This window comes from Stenotrophomonas sp. TWI273, assembly GCF_039674765.1.
In the GTDB taxonomy this organism is placed as follows: domain Bacteria; phylum Pseudomonadota; class Gammaproteobacteria; order Xanthomonadales; family Xanthomonadaceae; genus Stenotrophomonas.
This window is the reverse complement of the sequence record NZ_JBDJOA010000002.1, coordinates 345,798-361,457: the sequence shown is the minus strand read 5'-3', so window position 1 is coordinate 361,457 and position 15,660 is coordinate 345,798. Positions and strand designations below refer to the sequence as shown.

The window sequence follows — 15,660 nt, the reverse complement described above, 5'->3', positions numbered from 1 at the left end:
CCCCATGACCAAGGGCATGTGAGTGCAGGCATCCACACGAGGTACCATGACGCCCCCGCCCCTCCCGGGTCGGTATCCAGCCACGCTGCGGCATTCGACCAGCGGCCCCGCCAGACAACCCCACTTCGCCCCGCCTGCCCCCACGGGCCGGTAAACCATGGACGCGTTCGCCGTGTGGCGTGCGCGCAGGATGCCCCATGTCTGCCCCGCTCCCCTCGCGTTCCCGTCGTCTGTTCAAACCGCTGTTGGTCGTGGCCGTACTGGCCGCCGCCGTGATCGCCTGGCGGGTGTTGTCGCCCGCGCCGACCGCCGAGGCCGCGCCTGCGAGCACCGCCACCCCGGTGCGTGTGGCCACCGCGACGCGGGAAGATCTGGTGGTGCGCCTGAAAGCGCTCGGCACGGTGACCCCGTTGCATACGGTGAGCATCCGCAGCCGCGTGGATGGCGAACTGCTGCGGTTGGCATTCTCCGAGGGCCAGCACGTCACCGCCGGCGAGCTGCTGGCCGAGATCGATCCGCGCCCGTTCCAGGTGCAGCTGTCGCGTGCGCTGGGCACCCAGCAGCAGAACCTGGCCGAGCTGGACAATGCCGAAAGCCAACTCAAGCGCTTCGCCGAACTGCAGACGAAGCACTTCGTCTCCGCGCAGGACCTGAGTGATCAGCAGAGCAAGGTCCGCCAGCTGCAGGGCCGCCGCCAGACCGATCAGGCGGCGGTGGATGAAGCACGCCTGCAGCTGCAGTACACCCGCATCACCGCACCGGTGGCCGGGCGCATGGGCCTGCGCAACGTCGATGTCGGCAACCTGGTGCGCAGTGGCGATACCGAGCCGCTGGCCACGATCACCCAGACCACCCCGATCAGCGTGCTGTTCACCGTGCCCGAGCCGGACCTGCCGGCGGTGGTGGCTGCGGCACGCGCCAATCCGCAGTTGACCGTGGAAGCCTGGGACCGCGAGGAGCGCACCGCGCTCGGCGACGGCGTGCTCTCCAGCCTGGACAACCGCATCGATACCGCCACCGGCACGCTCAAATTGCGCGCGCAGTTCGCCAACGCCGATGAGTCGTTGTTCCCCAACCAGTTCGTCAACGTGCGCCTGCAGGTCAGCAGCAGCGATGCGGTGGTGATTCCCAACGCGGCCGTGCAGTTCGGCAGCAAGGGCAGCTACGTCTACGTGATCGCGGCCGATGACACCTCGTCGCTGCGCACCGTGGTGCTCGGCCCGGCCGATGGCGAGCGCGTCTCGGTGCGCGAAGGCCTCAAGCCTGGCGAGCGCGTGGTGGTGGAAGGCATCGACGGCCTGCGCGAAGGCGCCAAGGTCGAGGTGGTGGAGCAGGACCCGCCGCGGACCGGCGCATGAACCTCTCGCGCCCCTTCATCGAGCGCCCGGTCGCGACCACGCTGCTGATGGTGGCGCTGCTGCTGTCCGGCGTGATGGCCTACCGCCTGCTGCCGGTCGCGGCACTGCCGCAGGTCGATTACCCGATCATCCAGATCACCACGCTGTATCCCGGCGCCAGCCCGGATGTCACTACCAGCGCGGTCACCGCGCCGCTGGAACGGCAGCTGGGGCAGATCCCGGGGTTGAAGCAGATGTCCTCGACCAGCTCCGGCGGCGCGTCGGTGATCACCCTGCAGTTCTCGCTGGAGGTCGCGCTCGGCGTGGCCGAGCAGGAAGTGCAGGCCGCGATCAACGCCGCCGACAGCTTCCTGCCCGATGACCTGCCGGTGCCGCCGGTGTACCGCAAGGTCAACCCGGCCGATACCCCGATCCTGACCTTGGCGGTGACCTCGCAGGGGCTGTCGCTGCCGCAGGTGCACGACCTGGTCGATACGCGCATGGCGCAGCGGATCTCGCAGCTGCCCGGCGTCGGCCTGGTCAGCCTGGCCGGCGGGCAGCGCCCGGCAGTCCGCATCCAGGTCAATCCCTCCGCGCTGGCCGCCAACGGCCTGAGCATGGCCAGCATCCGCACCGCGATCGGCACGGCCAACGTCAACCTGCCCAAGGGCAGCTTCGACGGCCCGACCCGCGCGATCATGCTCGATGCCAACGACCAGATGCGCTCGGTGGCCGAGTACCGCGCCCTGATCCTGGCCTGGAAGGACGGCGCACCGCTGCGCCTGGGCGATGTCGCCACCATCGAAGATGGCGCCGAGAACCGCCAGCTGGCCGCGTGGTCGGGCACCACCCCGGCGGTGCTGATCAACATCCAGCGCCAGCCCGGCGCGAACGTGATCGCCGTGGTCGACCAGGTGCGTGCGCTGCTGCCGCAGCTGCAATCCTCGCTGCCGGCCGGTGTGGATGTGGCCATCCTCAGCGATCGCACCGAGTCGATCCGCGCGTCCATCCGCGGCGTGCAGCACGAGCTGCTGATCGCGATCGCACTGGTGGTGATGGTCACCTTCCTGTTCCTGCGCAACATCCCGGCCACGATCATTCCCAGCATCGCGGTCCCGCTGTCGCTGGTCGGCACGTTCGGGGTGATGCTGCTGGCCGGCTTCTCGCTCAACAATCTCACCCTGATGGCGCTGACCATCGCCACCGGCTTCGTGGTGGACGATGCGATCGTGATGCTGGAGAACATCGCCCGTCATCTGGAACGCGGTGCCACGCCGATGCAGGCAGCGCTGAAGGGCGCCCGGCAGATCGGCTTCACCCTGATCTCGCTGACCCTGTCGCTGATCGCGGTGCTGATCCCGCTGCTGTTCATGGCCGACGTGGTCGGCAAGCTGTTCCACGAGTTCGCGATCACCCTGGCGGTGGCGATCGGCATCTCGCTGCTGGTCTCGCTGACGCTGACGCCGATGATGTGCGCGCGCCTGCTCAAGGCCGGTCATGCCACCCGCCGCGATGCGGATGGGCAGGAATCGGCGCAGCAGGGTGACCCGTTCGATCGCGTCGTGGCGGTCTACGATCGCCAGCTGCACTGGGTGCTGCAGCGCCAGCCGCTGATGCTGGCCGCCACCGTCGCCACGCTGGTGCTGACGGCGCTGCTGTACGTGTGGGTGCCCAAGGGCTTCTTCCCGGTGCAGGATGCCGGGCTGATCCAGGGCATCAGCGAGGCGCCGCAGTCGATCTCCTTCCAGGCGATGGCGCAGCGCCAGCAGGCGCTGGCCGCAGCGTTGCTGGAGGATGAGGACGTGGCCAGCCTGTCCTCGTTCATCGGCGTGGACGGCAACAATGCCACGCTCAACAGTGGGCGTCTTCTGATCGAATTGAAACCGCACGCGCAGCGCACTGCCGATGCGCAGGCGATCATCGCGCGGCTGCAGCAGCGCGTGGCGCATGTTCCGGGCATCAGGCTGTATCTGCAGCCGGTGCAGGAACTGGGTATCGAAGACCGGATCAGCCGGACCCAGTACCAGTTCACCCTGACCAGCCCGGACATCGCGCAGCTGGAAACGTGGACGCCGCGCCTGCTCGAGCATCTGCAGCAGGCACCGGCGCTGGCCGACGTCGCCAGCGATCTGCAGAACCAAGGGCTGCAGGCACACGTGGTGATCGACCGGGTCGCCGCCGCGCGCCTGGGGATCAGCGTGGAGACCATCGCCGATGCGCTGTACGACGCGTTCGGGCAGCGCCAGATCTCGACCATCTTCACCCAGGCCAACCAGTACCGCGTGGTGCTGGAAGCGCGCCCGGACGTGGCCTTCGGCCCGGATGCGATCGCACGCCTGCACGTCACCGGTCCGGACGGACGGCAGGTGCCGCTGGGCGGCATCGCACGGATCGAACAGCGCCCCGCGCAGCTGCTGATCAACCATGTCGGCCAGTTCCCGGCGGTGACGTTCTCCTTCAACCTCGCCCCGGAGGCATCGCTGGGCGAAGCGGTGGAGGCCATCGAAGGCGCCCGCGCCGCGATCGGCCTGCCGGCCAGCGTCGAACTGCGCCTGCAGGGGGCGGCCGATGCGTTCCGCGCCTCGCTGTCGAGCACGTTGTGGCTGGTGCTGGCGGCGGTGGTGGTGATGTACCTGGTGCTGGGCGTGCTCTATGAGAGCTTCATCCATCCGATCACCATCCTCTCCACCCTGCCCTCGGCCACCGTGGGTGCGTTGCTGGCGTTGCTGGTCAGCGGGCGCAGCCTGGACCTGATCGCGGTGATCGGCATCGTGCTGCTGATCGGGCTGGTCAAGAAGAACGCGATCATGATGATCGACTTCGCGCTGGAGGCCGAGCGCGAGCACGGCATGGCGCCGCGTCAGGCGATCCATCAGGCCGCATTGCTGCGCTTCCGCCCGATCCTGATGACCACGCTGGCCGCGCTGTTCGGCGCGATCCCGCTGATGTTCGCCAGTGGCTCGGGCGCGGAGCTGCGCCAGCCGCTGGGCCTGGTGATGGTCGGTGGGCTGATCGTCAGCCAGGTGCTGACCCTGTTCACCACGCCGGTGATCTACCTGTTCTTCGACCGCTTCCGCCAGCGCCCGGCGCCGGTGACCGACGGGGCTGACGAGGCGCTGGCGTGAGTCCGCTGTCGCGGGCGATCGGCTGGTTCGTGCAGCATCCCGTCGCCACCGTGCTGCTGGCGGTGGCGGTGGTGCTGGCCGGCCTGCTCGGGCTGCGCCTGCTGCCGGTCGCGCCATTGCCGCAGGTTGATTACCCGGCGATCAACGTCAGTGCCAGCCTGCCGGGCGCGAGTCCGGAATCGATGGCGGCCAACGTCGCCACGCCGCTGGAGCGTGCCCTGGGCACCATCCCGGGATTGACCGGGATCGACTCGGCCAGCACCCAGGGCTCGACCCAGGTCGAGCTCAAGTTCGCGCTCGGCCGCAACGTGGACGATGCCGCGCGCGACGTGCAGGCGGCGATCAATGCCGCGCGCGCGCAGCTGCCCAGCGGCATGCCGGGCATGCCCCAGTACCGCAAGGTGAATCCCTCGCAGGCGCCGATCATGGCGCTGGCGCTGAGCTCGGACAGCCTCGCGCCGGGCCAGATCTACGACGTGGCCTCCACCGTGATCGCACAGAAGCTGGCGCAGATTCCCGGCGTCGGCGAGGTGCAGGTGGGCGGCAGCTCACTGCCCGCGGTGCGCGTCTCGCTCGATCCCAATGCCCTGAACCATCACCGCATCGCGCTGGACGACATCGCTGCGGCGATCCGCAACGCCAACGCGCTCAAGCCACTGGGCACGGTGGCCAGCCAGGCCCAGCAGTGGCAGCTGGAGGCCACGCTGCAGCTGCGCACCGCCGCTGAGTACCGCCGCCTGATCGTGGCGATGCGCGACGGCCGCCCGGTGTACCTGGAGGATGTGGCCGGGATCAGCGAAGGCGTGGAGGATCGCTATGCCAGCGGCTTCCACAACGAGCGCCCGGCGGTGCTGCTGATCGTCAGCCGCCAGCCGGACGCGAACATCATCGAGACCGTCGATGCCATCCAGGCGCAGATGGACACGCTGCAGGCACTGCTGCCGGCCGCCATCGACATGCAGGTGGTGATGGACCGCTCGCCGGTGATCCGCGCCACCCTGCGCGAGGCCGAGCTGACGCTGCTGCTGGCGATCGCGCTGGTGGTGCTGGTGGTGTTGGCCTTCCTCGGCCACTGGCGCGCGGCGCTGGTGCCGACCGTGGCGATTCCGGTCTCGCTGCTGGGCGCGCTGGCGATCATCGCCCTGCTCGGGTTCTCGCTCAACACGCTTTCGCTGATGGCGCTGATCGTGGCAGCGGTGCTGGTGGTCGACGATGCGATCGTGGTGCTGGAGAACATCGCCCGCCACCGCGAAGAAGGCGCTTCGCCGATGACCGCCGCGCTGCGGGGCGCGGGGGAAGTCGGTGCCACGCTGCTGTCGATGAACATCGCGCTGGCCGTGGTGTTCATCTCGATCCTGTTCCTGGATGACTTCGTCGAGAAGCTGTTCCGCGAGTTCTCGCTGACCCTGGTGGCGGCGATGGGCGTCTCGCTGCTGGTCTCGCTCAGCCTGACCCCGATGCTGTGCGCACGCCTGCTCGGGCAGCCGCGACCCGGCCCGGCCAATGGGCTGCAGCGCGCCGGTACCGCGCTGTTCGAACGCCTGCGCGGCGCCTATGTGGGCAGCCTGCAGACGATGCTGCGCTGGCTGGCGGTGCCGTTGCTGCTGTTCGCCGGCGTGATCGCGTTGAACGTGTGGCTGTTCCAGCAGGTGCCCAAGGGCATCGTGCCCAAGCAGGACACCGCCCAGCTGCGTGGCTTCGCGCGTGGCGACGACGGCCTCTCGTTCCAGGTCATGCAGCCCAAGATCGAGGCGTACCGCAAACTGCTGCTGGCCGACCCGGCGATCAGCGACATCATCGGGTACATCGGCGGGCGCAGCGGGGTCAACAACGCCTTCATCATGATCAAGATGACGCCGCTGGCCGAGCGCAAGGTCTCCAGCCAGCAGGTGATCGACCGCCTGCGCAGCAACATGCCGAAGATTCCCGGCGGCGGCATGTTCCTGTGGGTGGACCAGGACATCAAGCTGGAAGGCAGCGGCGACAGTGGCCAGTATGAGTTCCAGCTGCTCTCCGGCGAGCTGGAACCCCTGCGGCAATGGGCCCCCAAGGTGGCCGACGCACTGCGCGCCCTGCCCGAACTGGTGGACGTGGAATCCAAGGGCGATGAAGGCATGCGCCAGGTGGTGCTGGACATCGACCGCGACGCCGCCGCACGGCTGGGCGTGGACATGCGCATGATCGCGTCGGTGCTCAACAACGCCTTCAGCCAGCGCCAGGTCGCCACGCTGTACGACACCCTCAACCAGTACCGCGTGGTGATGGAACTGGACCCGCGCTATACCCAGGATCCCTCCACGCTGGAGCAGATCCACGTGATCGGCAAGGACGGCCAGCGCCTGCCACTGTCCTCGATTGCCAGCTGGTCCTACGGCATGGCACCGGACCGCATTTACCACAGCCAGCAGTTTGCCTCGGTCTGGATCGAGTTCGCCCTCGCACCCGGCGTCACCCTGGACCAGGCGGTGAAAGCCGTGGACCGCACGATGGCCGGCATCATGCTGCCCACCCATGTGCAGGCCAGGCTGAGTGGCGAGGCCGGTGGCTTCGAGAAACTGCGTGAGCGCCAGCTGTGGCTGATCCTCGGCGCGATGCTGGCGGTGTATCTGGTGCTGGGCGTGTTGTACGAAAGCTTCGTGCAGCCGCTGGCGATCCTCTCCACGCTGCCCTCGGCGGGCGTGGGCGCACTGCTGGCGCTGATGGCGTTCGGCAACGAGTTGAACCTGATCTCGCTGCTCGGCCTGTTCCTGCTGGTGGGCGTGGTGATGAAGAACACCATCCTGATCATCGATTTCGCGCTGTCGGCCGAACGCGAGCGCGGGCTGTCGCCGTACGACGCGATCTGCGAGGCGGCACGGCTGCGGTTCCGTCCGATCCTGATGACCAGCGTGGCCGCGTTGCTGGGCACGTTGCCGCTGATGCTGGCCACCGGCGAAGGCTGGGAGATGCGCCAGCCGCTGGGGATCGCGATTGTCGGCGGCCTGCTGGTCAGCCAGTGGCTGACCCTGTACACCACGCCGGCGATCTATCTGGCGTTGGCGAAGCTGCGGCGGGTGGCGTGATCAGCGGACGCGCGACACCCCAGGGGTAGAGCCACGCCATGCGTGGCTGCTCCTGCATGATCTGCATGAAGCTCCGCGGCGCTGTGCGCAGCCACCCATGGGGTGGCTCTACCCCGGATCAACGCACGCTTATGCCGCCTTGCTGATCCGCACCGCCCGCCGCGCCCGCACCGCTTCGGCGAGGCTTTCCAGCACCGCCAGCGAGCTGTCCCAGCCGATGCAGCCATCGGTGATGCTCTGGCCGTAGGTCAGCGGCTGGCCGTCGACCAGGTCCTGGCGACCGGCCACGAGGTGGCTTTCCACCATCACCCCGACGATGCGCTCTTCGCCATTGGCCAGCTGGGCGTTGATGTCGGCGATGACCTTGGGCTGGTTTTCCGGGTTCTTGCTGCTGTTGGCGTGGCTCGCATCAATCATGATGCGCGCGGCCAGGTGCGACTTGGCCAGGGTCTGGCTGGTCGCTTCCACGTGGTCGGCATCGTAGTTCGGCGTCTTGCCGCCACGCAGGATCACGTGGCAATCCGGGTTGCCGGCGGTGGCGACGATGGCGGTGCCGCCTTCCTTGGTCACCGACAGGAAGTGATGCGGGTTGGAGGCCGCACCGATCGCATCGGCGGCGATCTTGATGTTGCCGTCGGTACCGTTCTTGAACCCGACCGGGCACGACAGCCCCGAGGCCAGTTCGCGATGCACCTGGCTTTCGGTGGTGCGCGCGCCAATGGCGCCCCAGGCCACCAGGTCGGCGATGTACTGCGGCGAGATCACATCGAGGAACTCGACGCCGGCCGGCAGGCCGAGCTTGTTGATGTCGCGCAGCAGACCACGCGCCACGCGCAGGCCCTTGTTGATGTTGAAGCTGCCATCCAGGTCCGGATCGTTGATCAGGCCCTTCCAGCCCACCGTGGTGCGCGGCTTTTCGAAGTACACGCGCATGACGATTTCCAGCTCGTTGGCGTAAGCGTCACGCAGCGGCTTGAGGCGCTGGGCGTATTCGATGGCGGCCACCGGGTCGTGGATCGAGCACGGGCCGATCACCACCGCCAGGCGGTCGTCGCGGCCGTGCAGGATCTCGTGCAGGGCCGCGCGCGAGGCGCTGACCGTATCGGAGGCTTCATCGTCGCAGGGCAGCATCGCCAGCAGCTGCGCCGGCGGGGTCAACGGTTCAATCTTGCGGATGCGCAGGTCGTCGGTATGGGGGGGCATGGGGTAACTCCTTGGCAGTGGGGGTCCCCAGCGCGGCGGCAACAAAAAAGCCGCCAGGTGCGCTGGCGGCTTTCGGGAATGCGTCTGAAGGTTTCTTCAGGGTGAGCGCATGCCTTCCTCCGCCGGTGGCTTCGGAAAGTAATACCAAAAGTAGGAATTGGCGGGGCGTGCGTTCATTGGGGAGTATTGATAACACAGGGGTTTGGAGGTGCCAACTGTTTCATTCGCAACTGCGAAGAGCATTCAGCCGCCACGCACCCGCCGTATACGATCAGCCCCGCGGCAGCGCCGCCAGCTCAGCCAGATGCTGCTGCAGGTTCCCCGCTGCACCTACCGCGTGCGTGGTGGTGAAGTACTCATGCCAGCCGGTGGCCCCGATCGCGGCCAGCAAGGCATCGGCATCCAGCCGTTCGGCGCACTGCCACACCGCATAGAACTGCTCGGCCGTGGTGTGCGGCACGTCCTGCTCGATACGGCCCATCGCTACCGGTGTGACGCGTGCGGGGTCCACGTTTTGCATACCCGCTCCGATGCGGGCGAAGAGCGCCCCGCGCGATACCGGGTCCAGCGCGGTCCAGGCAGGGGTGGCGGTATACAGCTCGATCAACATGTGCGACATGGCATTCCTTGAGGTCAGAGCGAGCGCAGTGCGCGCTTGCGGATATAGGTGTTGGCCGGATCATCGGCATGCCGCTGCTGCCATTCGCTGCAGAGCGCGCGGACCCAGTCGGGCTGGCTTTTGCCGGCGTCGTTGAGCCAGTTGCCGACCGAATCCTGCACGTAGCGCGAGGCATCGCAGCACAGCGCCTGCAGCAGCGGCAGGGCGTGCTGTGGTTCCTGCTTGAACAGCGCGATGTGGGCTGCCCAAACACCCCGCGGTCGCAGCGCTTCGCAGGCGAAGCGGCGCACGTTGGGCGAGGCGTCGGTGGTCCAGCCGTGCAGGTGCGTGAGCACCCGCAGCGGTTCGGACACGATATGCGGACGCACGGCCAGCCACGCCCACTCGCGCACGCCGAAGTGTGCGTCATCGGCCAGCGCGCGCAGCGCAACCAGCTTGTGCTCCAGTGACAACCCCGGGTCGCTACCAATCAGATAGCAGGCCCAGCCACGTACCGTGTCACTGGCATGGCGCGACCACCGCGCGTGATCGCCGTGTCCGTGCACGCGCAGCAGCGTGGCGGCGCCCTGCATGCGCAGGGTGATGCCGCGCTTGGCAGCGTTGCGCATCGGGGTGATCGCCGACGCGGGCAAATCAGGGGCGACATTGGCCATCAGCTTGGCGAAATCGACGGCCAGCACTTCGGTCAGATGCGTGGCTTCGGCTTCACCGCGATCCAGCTGTCCGCGTCGCTCGCGGGTGACGGGCGGTTTCATGCGGCACGTCCTGCGTCAGTGCGCGACCACACGCGTTGCAACAGCGTGCTAAGCGTGCGCCGTTCCCTGGGGCTGATGTCGGCGAACAGCGAGGCGATCCAGTCGGTCTGCTGGTCGAACAGTTGCGCAGCGAGTGCCTGACCCGCCGGGGTCAGCCGTACATGGATGCGGCGTTTGTCATCCGGATCACTGTGGCGGCTCACCAGGTGTTCGCGCTCCAGGCCATCCAGCAGGCCGGTAACGGTGGCACGGGTGACGCCGGCGCGCTCGGCCAATTGGTGGGGCGACAAGGCCGTATCCGCACCGCGCAGCAGGAACAGGAGCACGAAACGCCCTTCGCTCAGGCCCAGCGGTGCCAGACGACTCGCGCAGTCCTGGTCGATCGCGCTGGCCAGCGACAGCACCTGGAAACACAGCGCCAATTCCCCCGTATCCGGCTGGCCACGTCGCGCCAGTTCGGTCAGGAAAGCCTGGTGTTTGATTTCCAGCATGCAGGCCGATCCGGAATAGTACGGCGGCTAATTATACCGCTCCTGCGACTTGTCTGACACCCCGCCGCGCTTTACCTCGCCCCGGTGACAGGCGAAGATCCGGGCCAGGATCAACCACAAGGATGCGTAGATGACCCCTTCCCAAGCTGACGCGATCGCCGAGGCCATCCTGCGGCCGGACGACAAGCGCGAGGCCGTCCAGCAACGTCAGCGTGCGCAGGCGCAGCACCTGGCGCGGCAACGCGTTGCCGCCGCCGTCAGCCTGGTCGGCATGGCGCTCGGCGCGGCGGCAGCGATATGGCTGCCCATGGCGTACGCGCAGGGAATGTTGGTGGGCGGCGCACTGTCCTTCCTGCTTGCGCATCTCGGCCTCGCTTGGCGCGAGCGTAGGCGCGCGGTGCGTTCTCCGGCCTGACACATGCCGCGCCGCCCCGCATGGCGGAGCGGAGGGCATGCCTACCAGCGCGTGCCGGCCGGCAGCGCCCCGTCATGCGAAGGAAACAACGGCAGTACGTACTCGGCCAGTTCCTGCAGCACCTCGGCCGCCGGGCGCTGCGAGAACTGGATGCCCAGCGCAGCATGGTTCACGCCGGCACGCTGCCACTCGCCCAGCAGATCGATCAATCCGTTGCGGCCGGTTCTCAGCGTGTAGCCGCCATTGAGCGGCGTGCGGGGATGGTTCGGGTCCTCGACCAGATCCAGCCATTCGTTGGTGACATGCGGGCGGAAGCCACCGTCGGGGATGAGACGGCGCCATGCCTGGATCTTGTCGGCCAGGCGCCGCGGTCCGCCCGCGTGATGGGTTGCCTCGGGATAGGTCAGCCAGCCATCGGCATGCTGCCCGACCCAGTCCAGTGTCTGGCGCGAGGTGCCGGTCACCAGCAGGGGAATCGCCCCGGCCACCGGCTTGGGCAACAGCTCTACGCCCTGCAGCGCGCCCAGTGGCGAGTCGATATGCAAGGGACCGTGCTGCATCAGCTGCCTGACGTACAGCACCGAATCGGCGAAGCGCTGGCCGCGGTCGGCATGCTCCAGACCGTACGCGGGGAACTCGACCGGACGATCGCCGGAGGCGATGCCCAGCACCAGGCGCCCACCGGACAGCTGGTCGATGGTGGTGGCCGACTTGGCCAGATCGATCGGGTGGCGCAGCGAGAAGATCGCACTGCCCGTGGCCAGCGCCAGCCGCTTCGTGCGTGCCGCCAGGAAGGCCAGATAGGTAAACGGATCGAACACCTGCCCGGCATCGCCGAACAGCGGATCGAACAGCGGCACATCGCGCACCCAGGCCGCAGCGAAGCCGTCACGGTCGAGCTGGCTCACCAGATCCGCCTGCCCGGCCAGCACCTGCATGTCGCCTTGATAGAAGCGCAGGGGCAGGAACACACCCAGCGTCAGCGCCCCCTCGCGGAACATGCGCTGGTAACCGGCATGGCGGGCGAACGTCGGTGCGGATGCGCCGGTCAGTGGCGCCTGCGTCGGGGTGATATCAGTCAACAGGGTCATCGTGGTCGTTCCTGGGTCAGGGGCCGGTGGCCGGTTCGGGGAGCAGCACCCCACGCTGTACGGCGGGCCGCTGTGACATGCGCAGGTGCCATGCAGTCACGTGCGGGTAAGCGCTGAAATCGAAGCCGATGAGCCGGGCGATATGGGTCCAGCCATAGCCGGCGATATCGGCGATGGAGTACGCCTCGCCTGCCAGCCATGAGCGGCCTGTGAGGCGCTGGTCCAGGGTGGCGAAGAACTCGGCGCTCAGGCGCCGGTAGCGTTCGATGGCGGGTGCGTAGGGTGCGTCGGCGAACATCTCGAAGTGCACGCGCTGCCCCAGGATCGGCCCGACGCTGGCCGAGTGGAACATCAACCAGGTGATGGCCTCCCAGCGCGCGCGTGGCGCGTCGGGCAACAGCCGTCCGCTCTGCTCGGCCAGATACAGCAGGATGGCGGCGGATTCGAACACGGTGATACCCGTCGCCTCGTCGACCAGCACCGGAATGCGGCCATGCGGATGCCGTTGCAGGAAATCGGGATGGCAGTGCTCACCTTCGTCGATGCGCACGTGATGCAGTACGTAAGGGAGGCCGAGTTCTTCCAGCGCGATGGTGATCTTGAAGCCGTTGGGCGAGCTGTCGGTGTACAGGTGCAGCGAAACGGGGGACACAGCGGTCTCCTTGGCAGGCGGAACAGCGGGCGGGGGTCGCGTAGCAGGGCTGGATCAATGCAGCTGGACTAAACGACATCGATTCAACATGATCACGATGCTACGCAGGCCAACGCGCTCTGTAGAACGATTCTTCCTGCACTGCCAAGAGAGAAAATCTAAGGTCATGAGCGCCGTCCTTCCCCTGCTCGCACTGCGCGCCTTCGTCGAAACCGGTCGTCATGGCAGCCTCAAGGCCGCTGCTGCGGTCATGGGGGTCACCCCGGGGGCGATCAGCCAGCAGCTCAAACTGCTGCAGGCACGCACCGGCGTTGTGCTGTTCACCCGCACCCCTCACGGGGTCGCACTGACCCCGGCCGGCACACAGGTCCACCCTGCCCTGCTGCGCGCGTTCGATCAGATCCAGGACAGCATGGCTACGCTGGAGGCCATCCATGCCCGGCAGACGCTCACCCTCAGCACCGTGCCCAGCTTCGCCGCGTCCTGGCTGGTGCCGCGGCTGGGGCGTTTCACCGAACGCCACCCGGCGATCGAAGTCCGCGTGGAGGCCTCGTCGGCGCTGGCGGATCTGCGTCGCGACCGCATCGACATCGCCATCCGCCACGGTCTCGGCGAGTATCCCGGCCTGGTCTCACGCCCGCTCGCGGCGCCGGTACTGTTGCCGGTGGCCTGCCCGGCATTGCTTGCCGATGGCCCACCGATCCGGTCGACCGCGGACTGCCTGCAGTACCCGCTACTGCAGGACTCGGACCGCAGCGACTGGTCGCTGTGGTTCAGCGCGCTCGGCCTGCCGCCCGATCCACGCATCGAGCGTGGTCCGGCCTTCGATGATGACGTGCTGCTGATCCGCGCCGCGGAAGCGGGCCAGGGCATCGCACTGGTGCGTGACCTGTATGTGGAAGCCGAAGTGGCCAGCGGGCGGCTGGCCGTCGTACTGGATCAGCCGTGGCCGACGCGGTTTGCGTACTACGCCGTCACCCTGCCCGGCGCCGAGGAGAACCCGGCCATCGCGGCATTCCTGCGCTGGCTGGAGGATGAGATCCAGGCGCCGACCAGCGCGCTGTGAGCCCGTGATGCGCGCACAAAAAAACCCCGCCTTCCGGCGGGGTTTTTCGTACTGCGTTGGCGCATGGCGGGTACCGACCAACGGTGGGTACCTACCGCTCCGATGCGTGCCGACCGATGGCCGGCATCTACATCAGAAGTCCATGCCGCCCATGCCACCCATACCGCCCATGCCGCCGCCAGCTGCGCCAGCGCCGTCATCCTTCTTCGGGGCTTCGGCAACCATCGCTTCGGTGGTGATCATCAGGCCAGCGATCGAGGCAGCGTTCTGCAGCGCCGAACGGGTGACCTTGGTCGGGTCCAGGATGCCGAATTCCAGCATGTCGCCGAACTCGCCGGTGGCGGCGTTGTAGCCGAAGCTGCCGGTGCCTTCCTTGACCTTGTTGACGATCACGGACGGCTCTTCGCCAGCATTGGCCACGATTTCGCGCAGCGGGGCTTCCATCGCGCGCAGGGCGATCTGGATGCCGTGGTTCTGGTCTTCGTTGGCACCCTTCAGGCCGCTCAGCGCGGTGACCGCACGGACCAGGGCAACGCCGCCGCCCGGGACCACGCCTTCTTCAACGGCTGCACGGGTCGCGTGCAGGGCGTCGTCGACGCGATCCTTCTTTTCCTTCATTTCGATTTCGGTCGAGGCACCGACCTTGATCACGGCAACGCCGCCGGCCAGCTTGGCCACGCGTTCCTGCAGCTTTTCACGGTCGTAATCGGACGAGGTGTCTTCGATCTGGGTCTTGATCTGGGTGACACGCGCTTCGATGTTGGCCTTCTCGCCGGCGCCATCGATGATCGTGGTGTTTTCCTTGGAGACCTGCACCTTCTTGGCGCGGCCCAGGTCCTTGATCGTCGCCTTTTCCAGCGACAGACCGATTTCCTCGGAGATCACGGTGCCGCCGGTCAGCACGGCCATGTCTTCCAGCATCGCCTTGCGACGATCGCCGAAGCCCGGTGCCTTGACGGCCACGACCTTGACGATGCCACGGATGGTGTTGACCACCAGGGTCGCCAGCGCTTCGCCTTCGATGTCTTCGGCGATGATCAGCAGCGGCTTGCCGGCCTTGGCGACGCCTTCCAGCACGGGCAGCAGGTCGCGCACGTTGGAGATCTTCTTGTCGTGCAGCAGCACGTACGGATCATCCAGGTCAGCGGTCTGCGACTGCTGGTTGTTGATGAAGTACGGGGACAGGTAGCCACGGTCGAACTGCATGCCTTCGACGACGTCCAGCTCGTTGTCCAGGCCCGAGCCTTCTTCAACGGTGATGACGCCTTCCTTGGTCACGCGGCGCATCGCTTCGGCGATGATGTTGCCGATCGACTCGTCCGAGTTGGCCGAGATCGTGCCGACCTGGGCAATGGCCTTGTCGTCAGCGGTCGGCTTGGAGATGTTCTTCAGCTCGGCGACGGCGGCGATCACGGCCTTGTCGATACCGCGCTTGAGGTCCATCGGGTTCATGCCGGCAGCAACGGCCTTGGCGCCTTCGCGGATCAGGGCCTGGGCCAGCACGGTGGCAGTGGTGGTGCCGTCGCCGGCGTCATCGTTGGTGCGCGACGCGACTTCCTTCACCATCTGCGCGCCCATGTTCTCGAACTTGTCAGCCAGTTCGATTTCCTTGGCGACAGAGACGCCGTCCTTGGTGATGGTCGGCGCGCCGAAGCTCTTTTCGAGCACGACGTTGCGGCCCTTCGGGCCCAGGGTAGCCTTGACGGCATTGGCGAGAACGTTGACGCCGCGAACCATGCGGGCGCGGGCGTCTTCACCGAAACGAATATCTTTGGCAGCCATTGCGATTACCTTTTTATGTAGAGCCGGGCCATGCCCGGCTGCTTGAACGGGAGGAAGTGCGG

Annotated in this window: 12 protein-coding genes; 5 read left to right on the top strand and 7 right to left on the bottom strand. The window is 67.3% G+C overall.

All coding sequences use genetic code 11. From position 1 onward, the window contains the following. Positions 1-197 precede the first annotated feature (197 nt). From ABE571_RS04005 to ABE571_RS03995, 3 genes are read left to right on the top strand one after another with little or no spacing between them, the layout of a single operon-like run. Positions 198-1,358, top strand: a complete 1,161-nt coding sequence (locus ABE571_RS04005) for an MdtA/MuxA family multidrug efflux RND transporter periplasmic adaptor subunit (RefSeq protein WP_313209036.1) — start codon at positions 198-200, stop codon at positions 1,356-1,358. Next, a complete protein-coding gene (locus ABE571_RS04000) occupies positions 1,355-4,462 on the top strand; it encodes an MdtB/MuxB family multidrug efflux RND transporter permease subunit (RefSeq protein WP_346493229.1) in 3,108 nt (1,035 codons plus the stop codon). Before ABE571_RS04005 ends, ABE571_RS04000 begins: the two co-directional genes overlap by 4 nt. Beyond that, positions 4,459-7,524 (top strand): efflux RND transporter permease subunit, encoded by a 3,066-nt coding sequence (locus ABE571_RS03995; protein WP_346493228.1) that lies wholly within the window; start codon positions 4,459-4,461, stop codon positions 7,522-7,524. Before ABE571_RS04000 ends, ABE571_RS03995 begins: the two co-directional genes overlap by 4 nt. Before the next feature lie 129 nt (positions 7,525-7,653). On the opposite strand, the gene aroG is transcribed toward ABE571_RS03995, so the two are convergent. From aroG to ABE571_RS03975, 4 genes are all read right to left on the bottom strand, one after another. Continuing rightward, positions 7,654-8,727: a 3-deoxy-7-phosphoheptulonate synthase AroG gene (gene aroG / locus ABE571_RS03990; RefSeq protein WP_346481540.1), complete on the bottom strand. Its 1,074-nt coding sequence runs from the start codon at positions 8,725-8,727 to the stop codon at positions 7,654-7,656. A 271-nt stretch (positions 8,728-8,998) separates the two neighbouring features. Continuing rightward, positions 8,999-9,346 (bottom strand): DUF6616 family protein, encoded by a 348-nt coding sequence (locus tag ABE571_RS03985; RefSeq protein ID WP_265308789.1) that lies wholly within the window; start codon positions 9,344-9,346, stop codon positions 8,999-9,001. Positions 9,347-9,360: 14 nt separating this feature from the next. Next, on the bottom strand, positions 9,361-10,101 hold the full coding sequence (locus ABE571_RS03980) for a DNA alkylation repair protein (RefSeq protein WP_346493227.1): 741 nt from the start codon (positions 10,099-10,101) through the stop codon (positions 9,361-9,363). Then, positions 10,098-10,592 (bottom strand): MarR family transcriptional regulator, encoded by a 495-nt coding sequence (locus ABE571_RS03975; protein ID WP_070472158.1) that lies wholly within the window; start codon positions 10,590-10,592, stop codon positions 10,098-10,100. The genes ABE571_RS03980 and ABE571_RS03975 overlap by 4 nt, the downstream gene beginning before the upstream one ends. 130 nt (positions 10,593-10,722) lie before the next feature. Between ABE571_RS03975 and ABE571_RS03970 the strand changes: the two genes are divergently transcribed. Beyond that, a complete protein-coding gene (locus tag ABE571_RS03970; protein WP_346493226.1) occupies positions 10,723-11,007 on the top strand; it encodes a hypothetical protein in 285 nt (94 codons plus the stop codon). Positions 11,008-11,048: 41 nt separating this feature from the next. On the opposite strand, the gene ABE571_RS03965 is transcribed toward ABE571_RS03970, so the two are convergent. Both ABE571_RS03965 and ABE571_RS03960 read right to left on the bottom strand, forming a co-directional pair. Then, a complete protein-coding gene (locus ABE571_RS03965) occupies positions 11,049-12,098 on the bottom strand; it encodes an LLM class oxidoreductase (RefSeq protein WP_346493225.1) in 1,050 nt (349 codons plus the stop codon). A 16-nt stretch (positions 12,099-12,114) separates the two neighbouring features. Further along, entirely contained in the window at positions 12,115-12,750 is a 636-nt protein-coding gene (locus ABE571_RS03960) for a glutathione S-transferase family protein (protein ID WP_346493224.1), read from the bottom strand. A 166-nt stretch (positions 12,751-12,916) separates the two neighbouring features. Here ABE571_RS03960 and ABE571_RS03955 point away from each other — a divergent pair, with 166 nt between their 5' ends. Then, the gene (locus ABE571_RS03955; protein WP_346493223.1) at positions 12,917-13,816 is read left to right on the top strand and encodes a LysR substrate-binding domain-containing protein; all 900 of its coding nucleotides are present in this window, start codon (positions 12,917-12,919) and stop codon (positions 13,814-13,816) included. 132 nt (positions 13,817-13,948) lie between these two features. Here ABE571_RS03955 and groL read toward each other — a convergent pair whose 3' ends face one another. Beyond that, entirely contained in the window at positions 13,949-15,598 is a 1,650-nt protein-coding gene (gene groL / locus ABE571_RS03950) for a chaperonin GroEL (protein WP_019183552.1), read from the bottom strand. Positions 15,599-15,660: the final 62 nt, after the last annotated feature.

Bases quoted from the DNA above. Each gene is read 5' to 3' on its own strand.
- ABE571_RS04005 (WP_313209036.1), top strand. From the start codon at position 198: ATGTCTGCCCCGCTCCCCTCGCGTTCCCGTCGTCTGTTCAAACCGCTG.
- ABE571_RS04000 (WP_346493229.1), top strand. From the start codon at position 1,355: ATGAACCTCTCGCGCCCCTTCATCGAGCGCCCGGTCGCGACCACGCTG.
- aroG (WP_346481540.1), bottom strand. From the start codon at position 8,727: ATGCCCCCCCATACCGACGACCTGCGCATCCGCAAGATTGAACCGTTG.
- ABE571_RS03985 (WP_265308789.1), bottom strand. From the start codon at position 9,346: ATGTCGCACATGTTGATCGAGCTGTATACCGCCACCCCTGCCTGGACC.
- ABE571_RS03980 (WP_346493227.1), bottom strand. From the start codon at position 10,101: ATGAAACCGCCCGTCACCCGCGAGCGACGCGGACAGCTGGATCGCGGT.
- ABE571_RS03975 (WP_070472158.1), bottom strand. From the start codon at position 10,592: ATGCTGGAAATCAAACACCAGGCTTTCCTGACCGAACTGGCGCGACGT.
- ABE571_RS03970 (WP_346493226.1), top strand. From the start codon at position 10,723: ATGACCCCTTCCCAAGCTGACGCGATCGCCGAGGCCATCCTGCGGCCG.
- ABE571_RS03965 (WP_346493225.1), bottom strand. From the start codon at position 12,098: ATGACCCTGTTGACTGATATCACCCCGACGCAGGCGCCACTGACCGGC.
- ABE571_RS03955 (WP_346493223.1), top strand. From the start codon at position 12,917: ATGAGCGCCGTCCTTCCCCTGCTCGCACTGCGCGCCTTCGTCGAAACC.
- groL (WP_019183552.1), bottom strand. From the start codon at position 15,598: ATGGCTGCCAAAGATATTCGTTTCGGTGAAGACGCCCGCGCCCGCATG.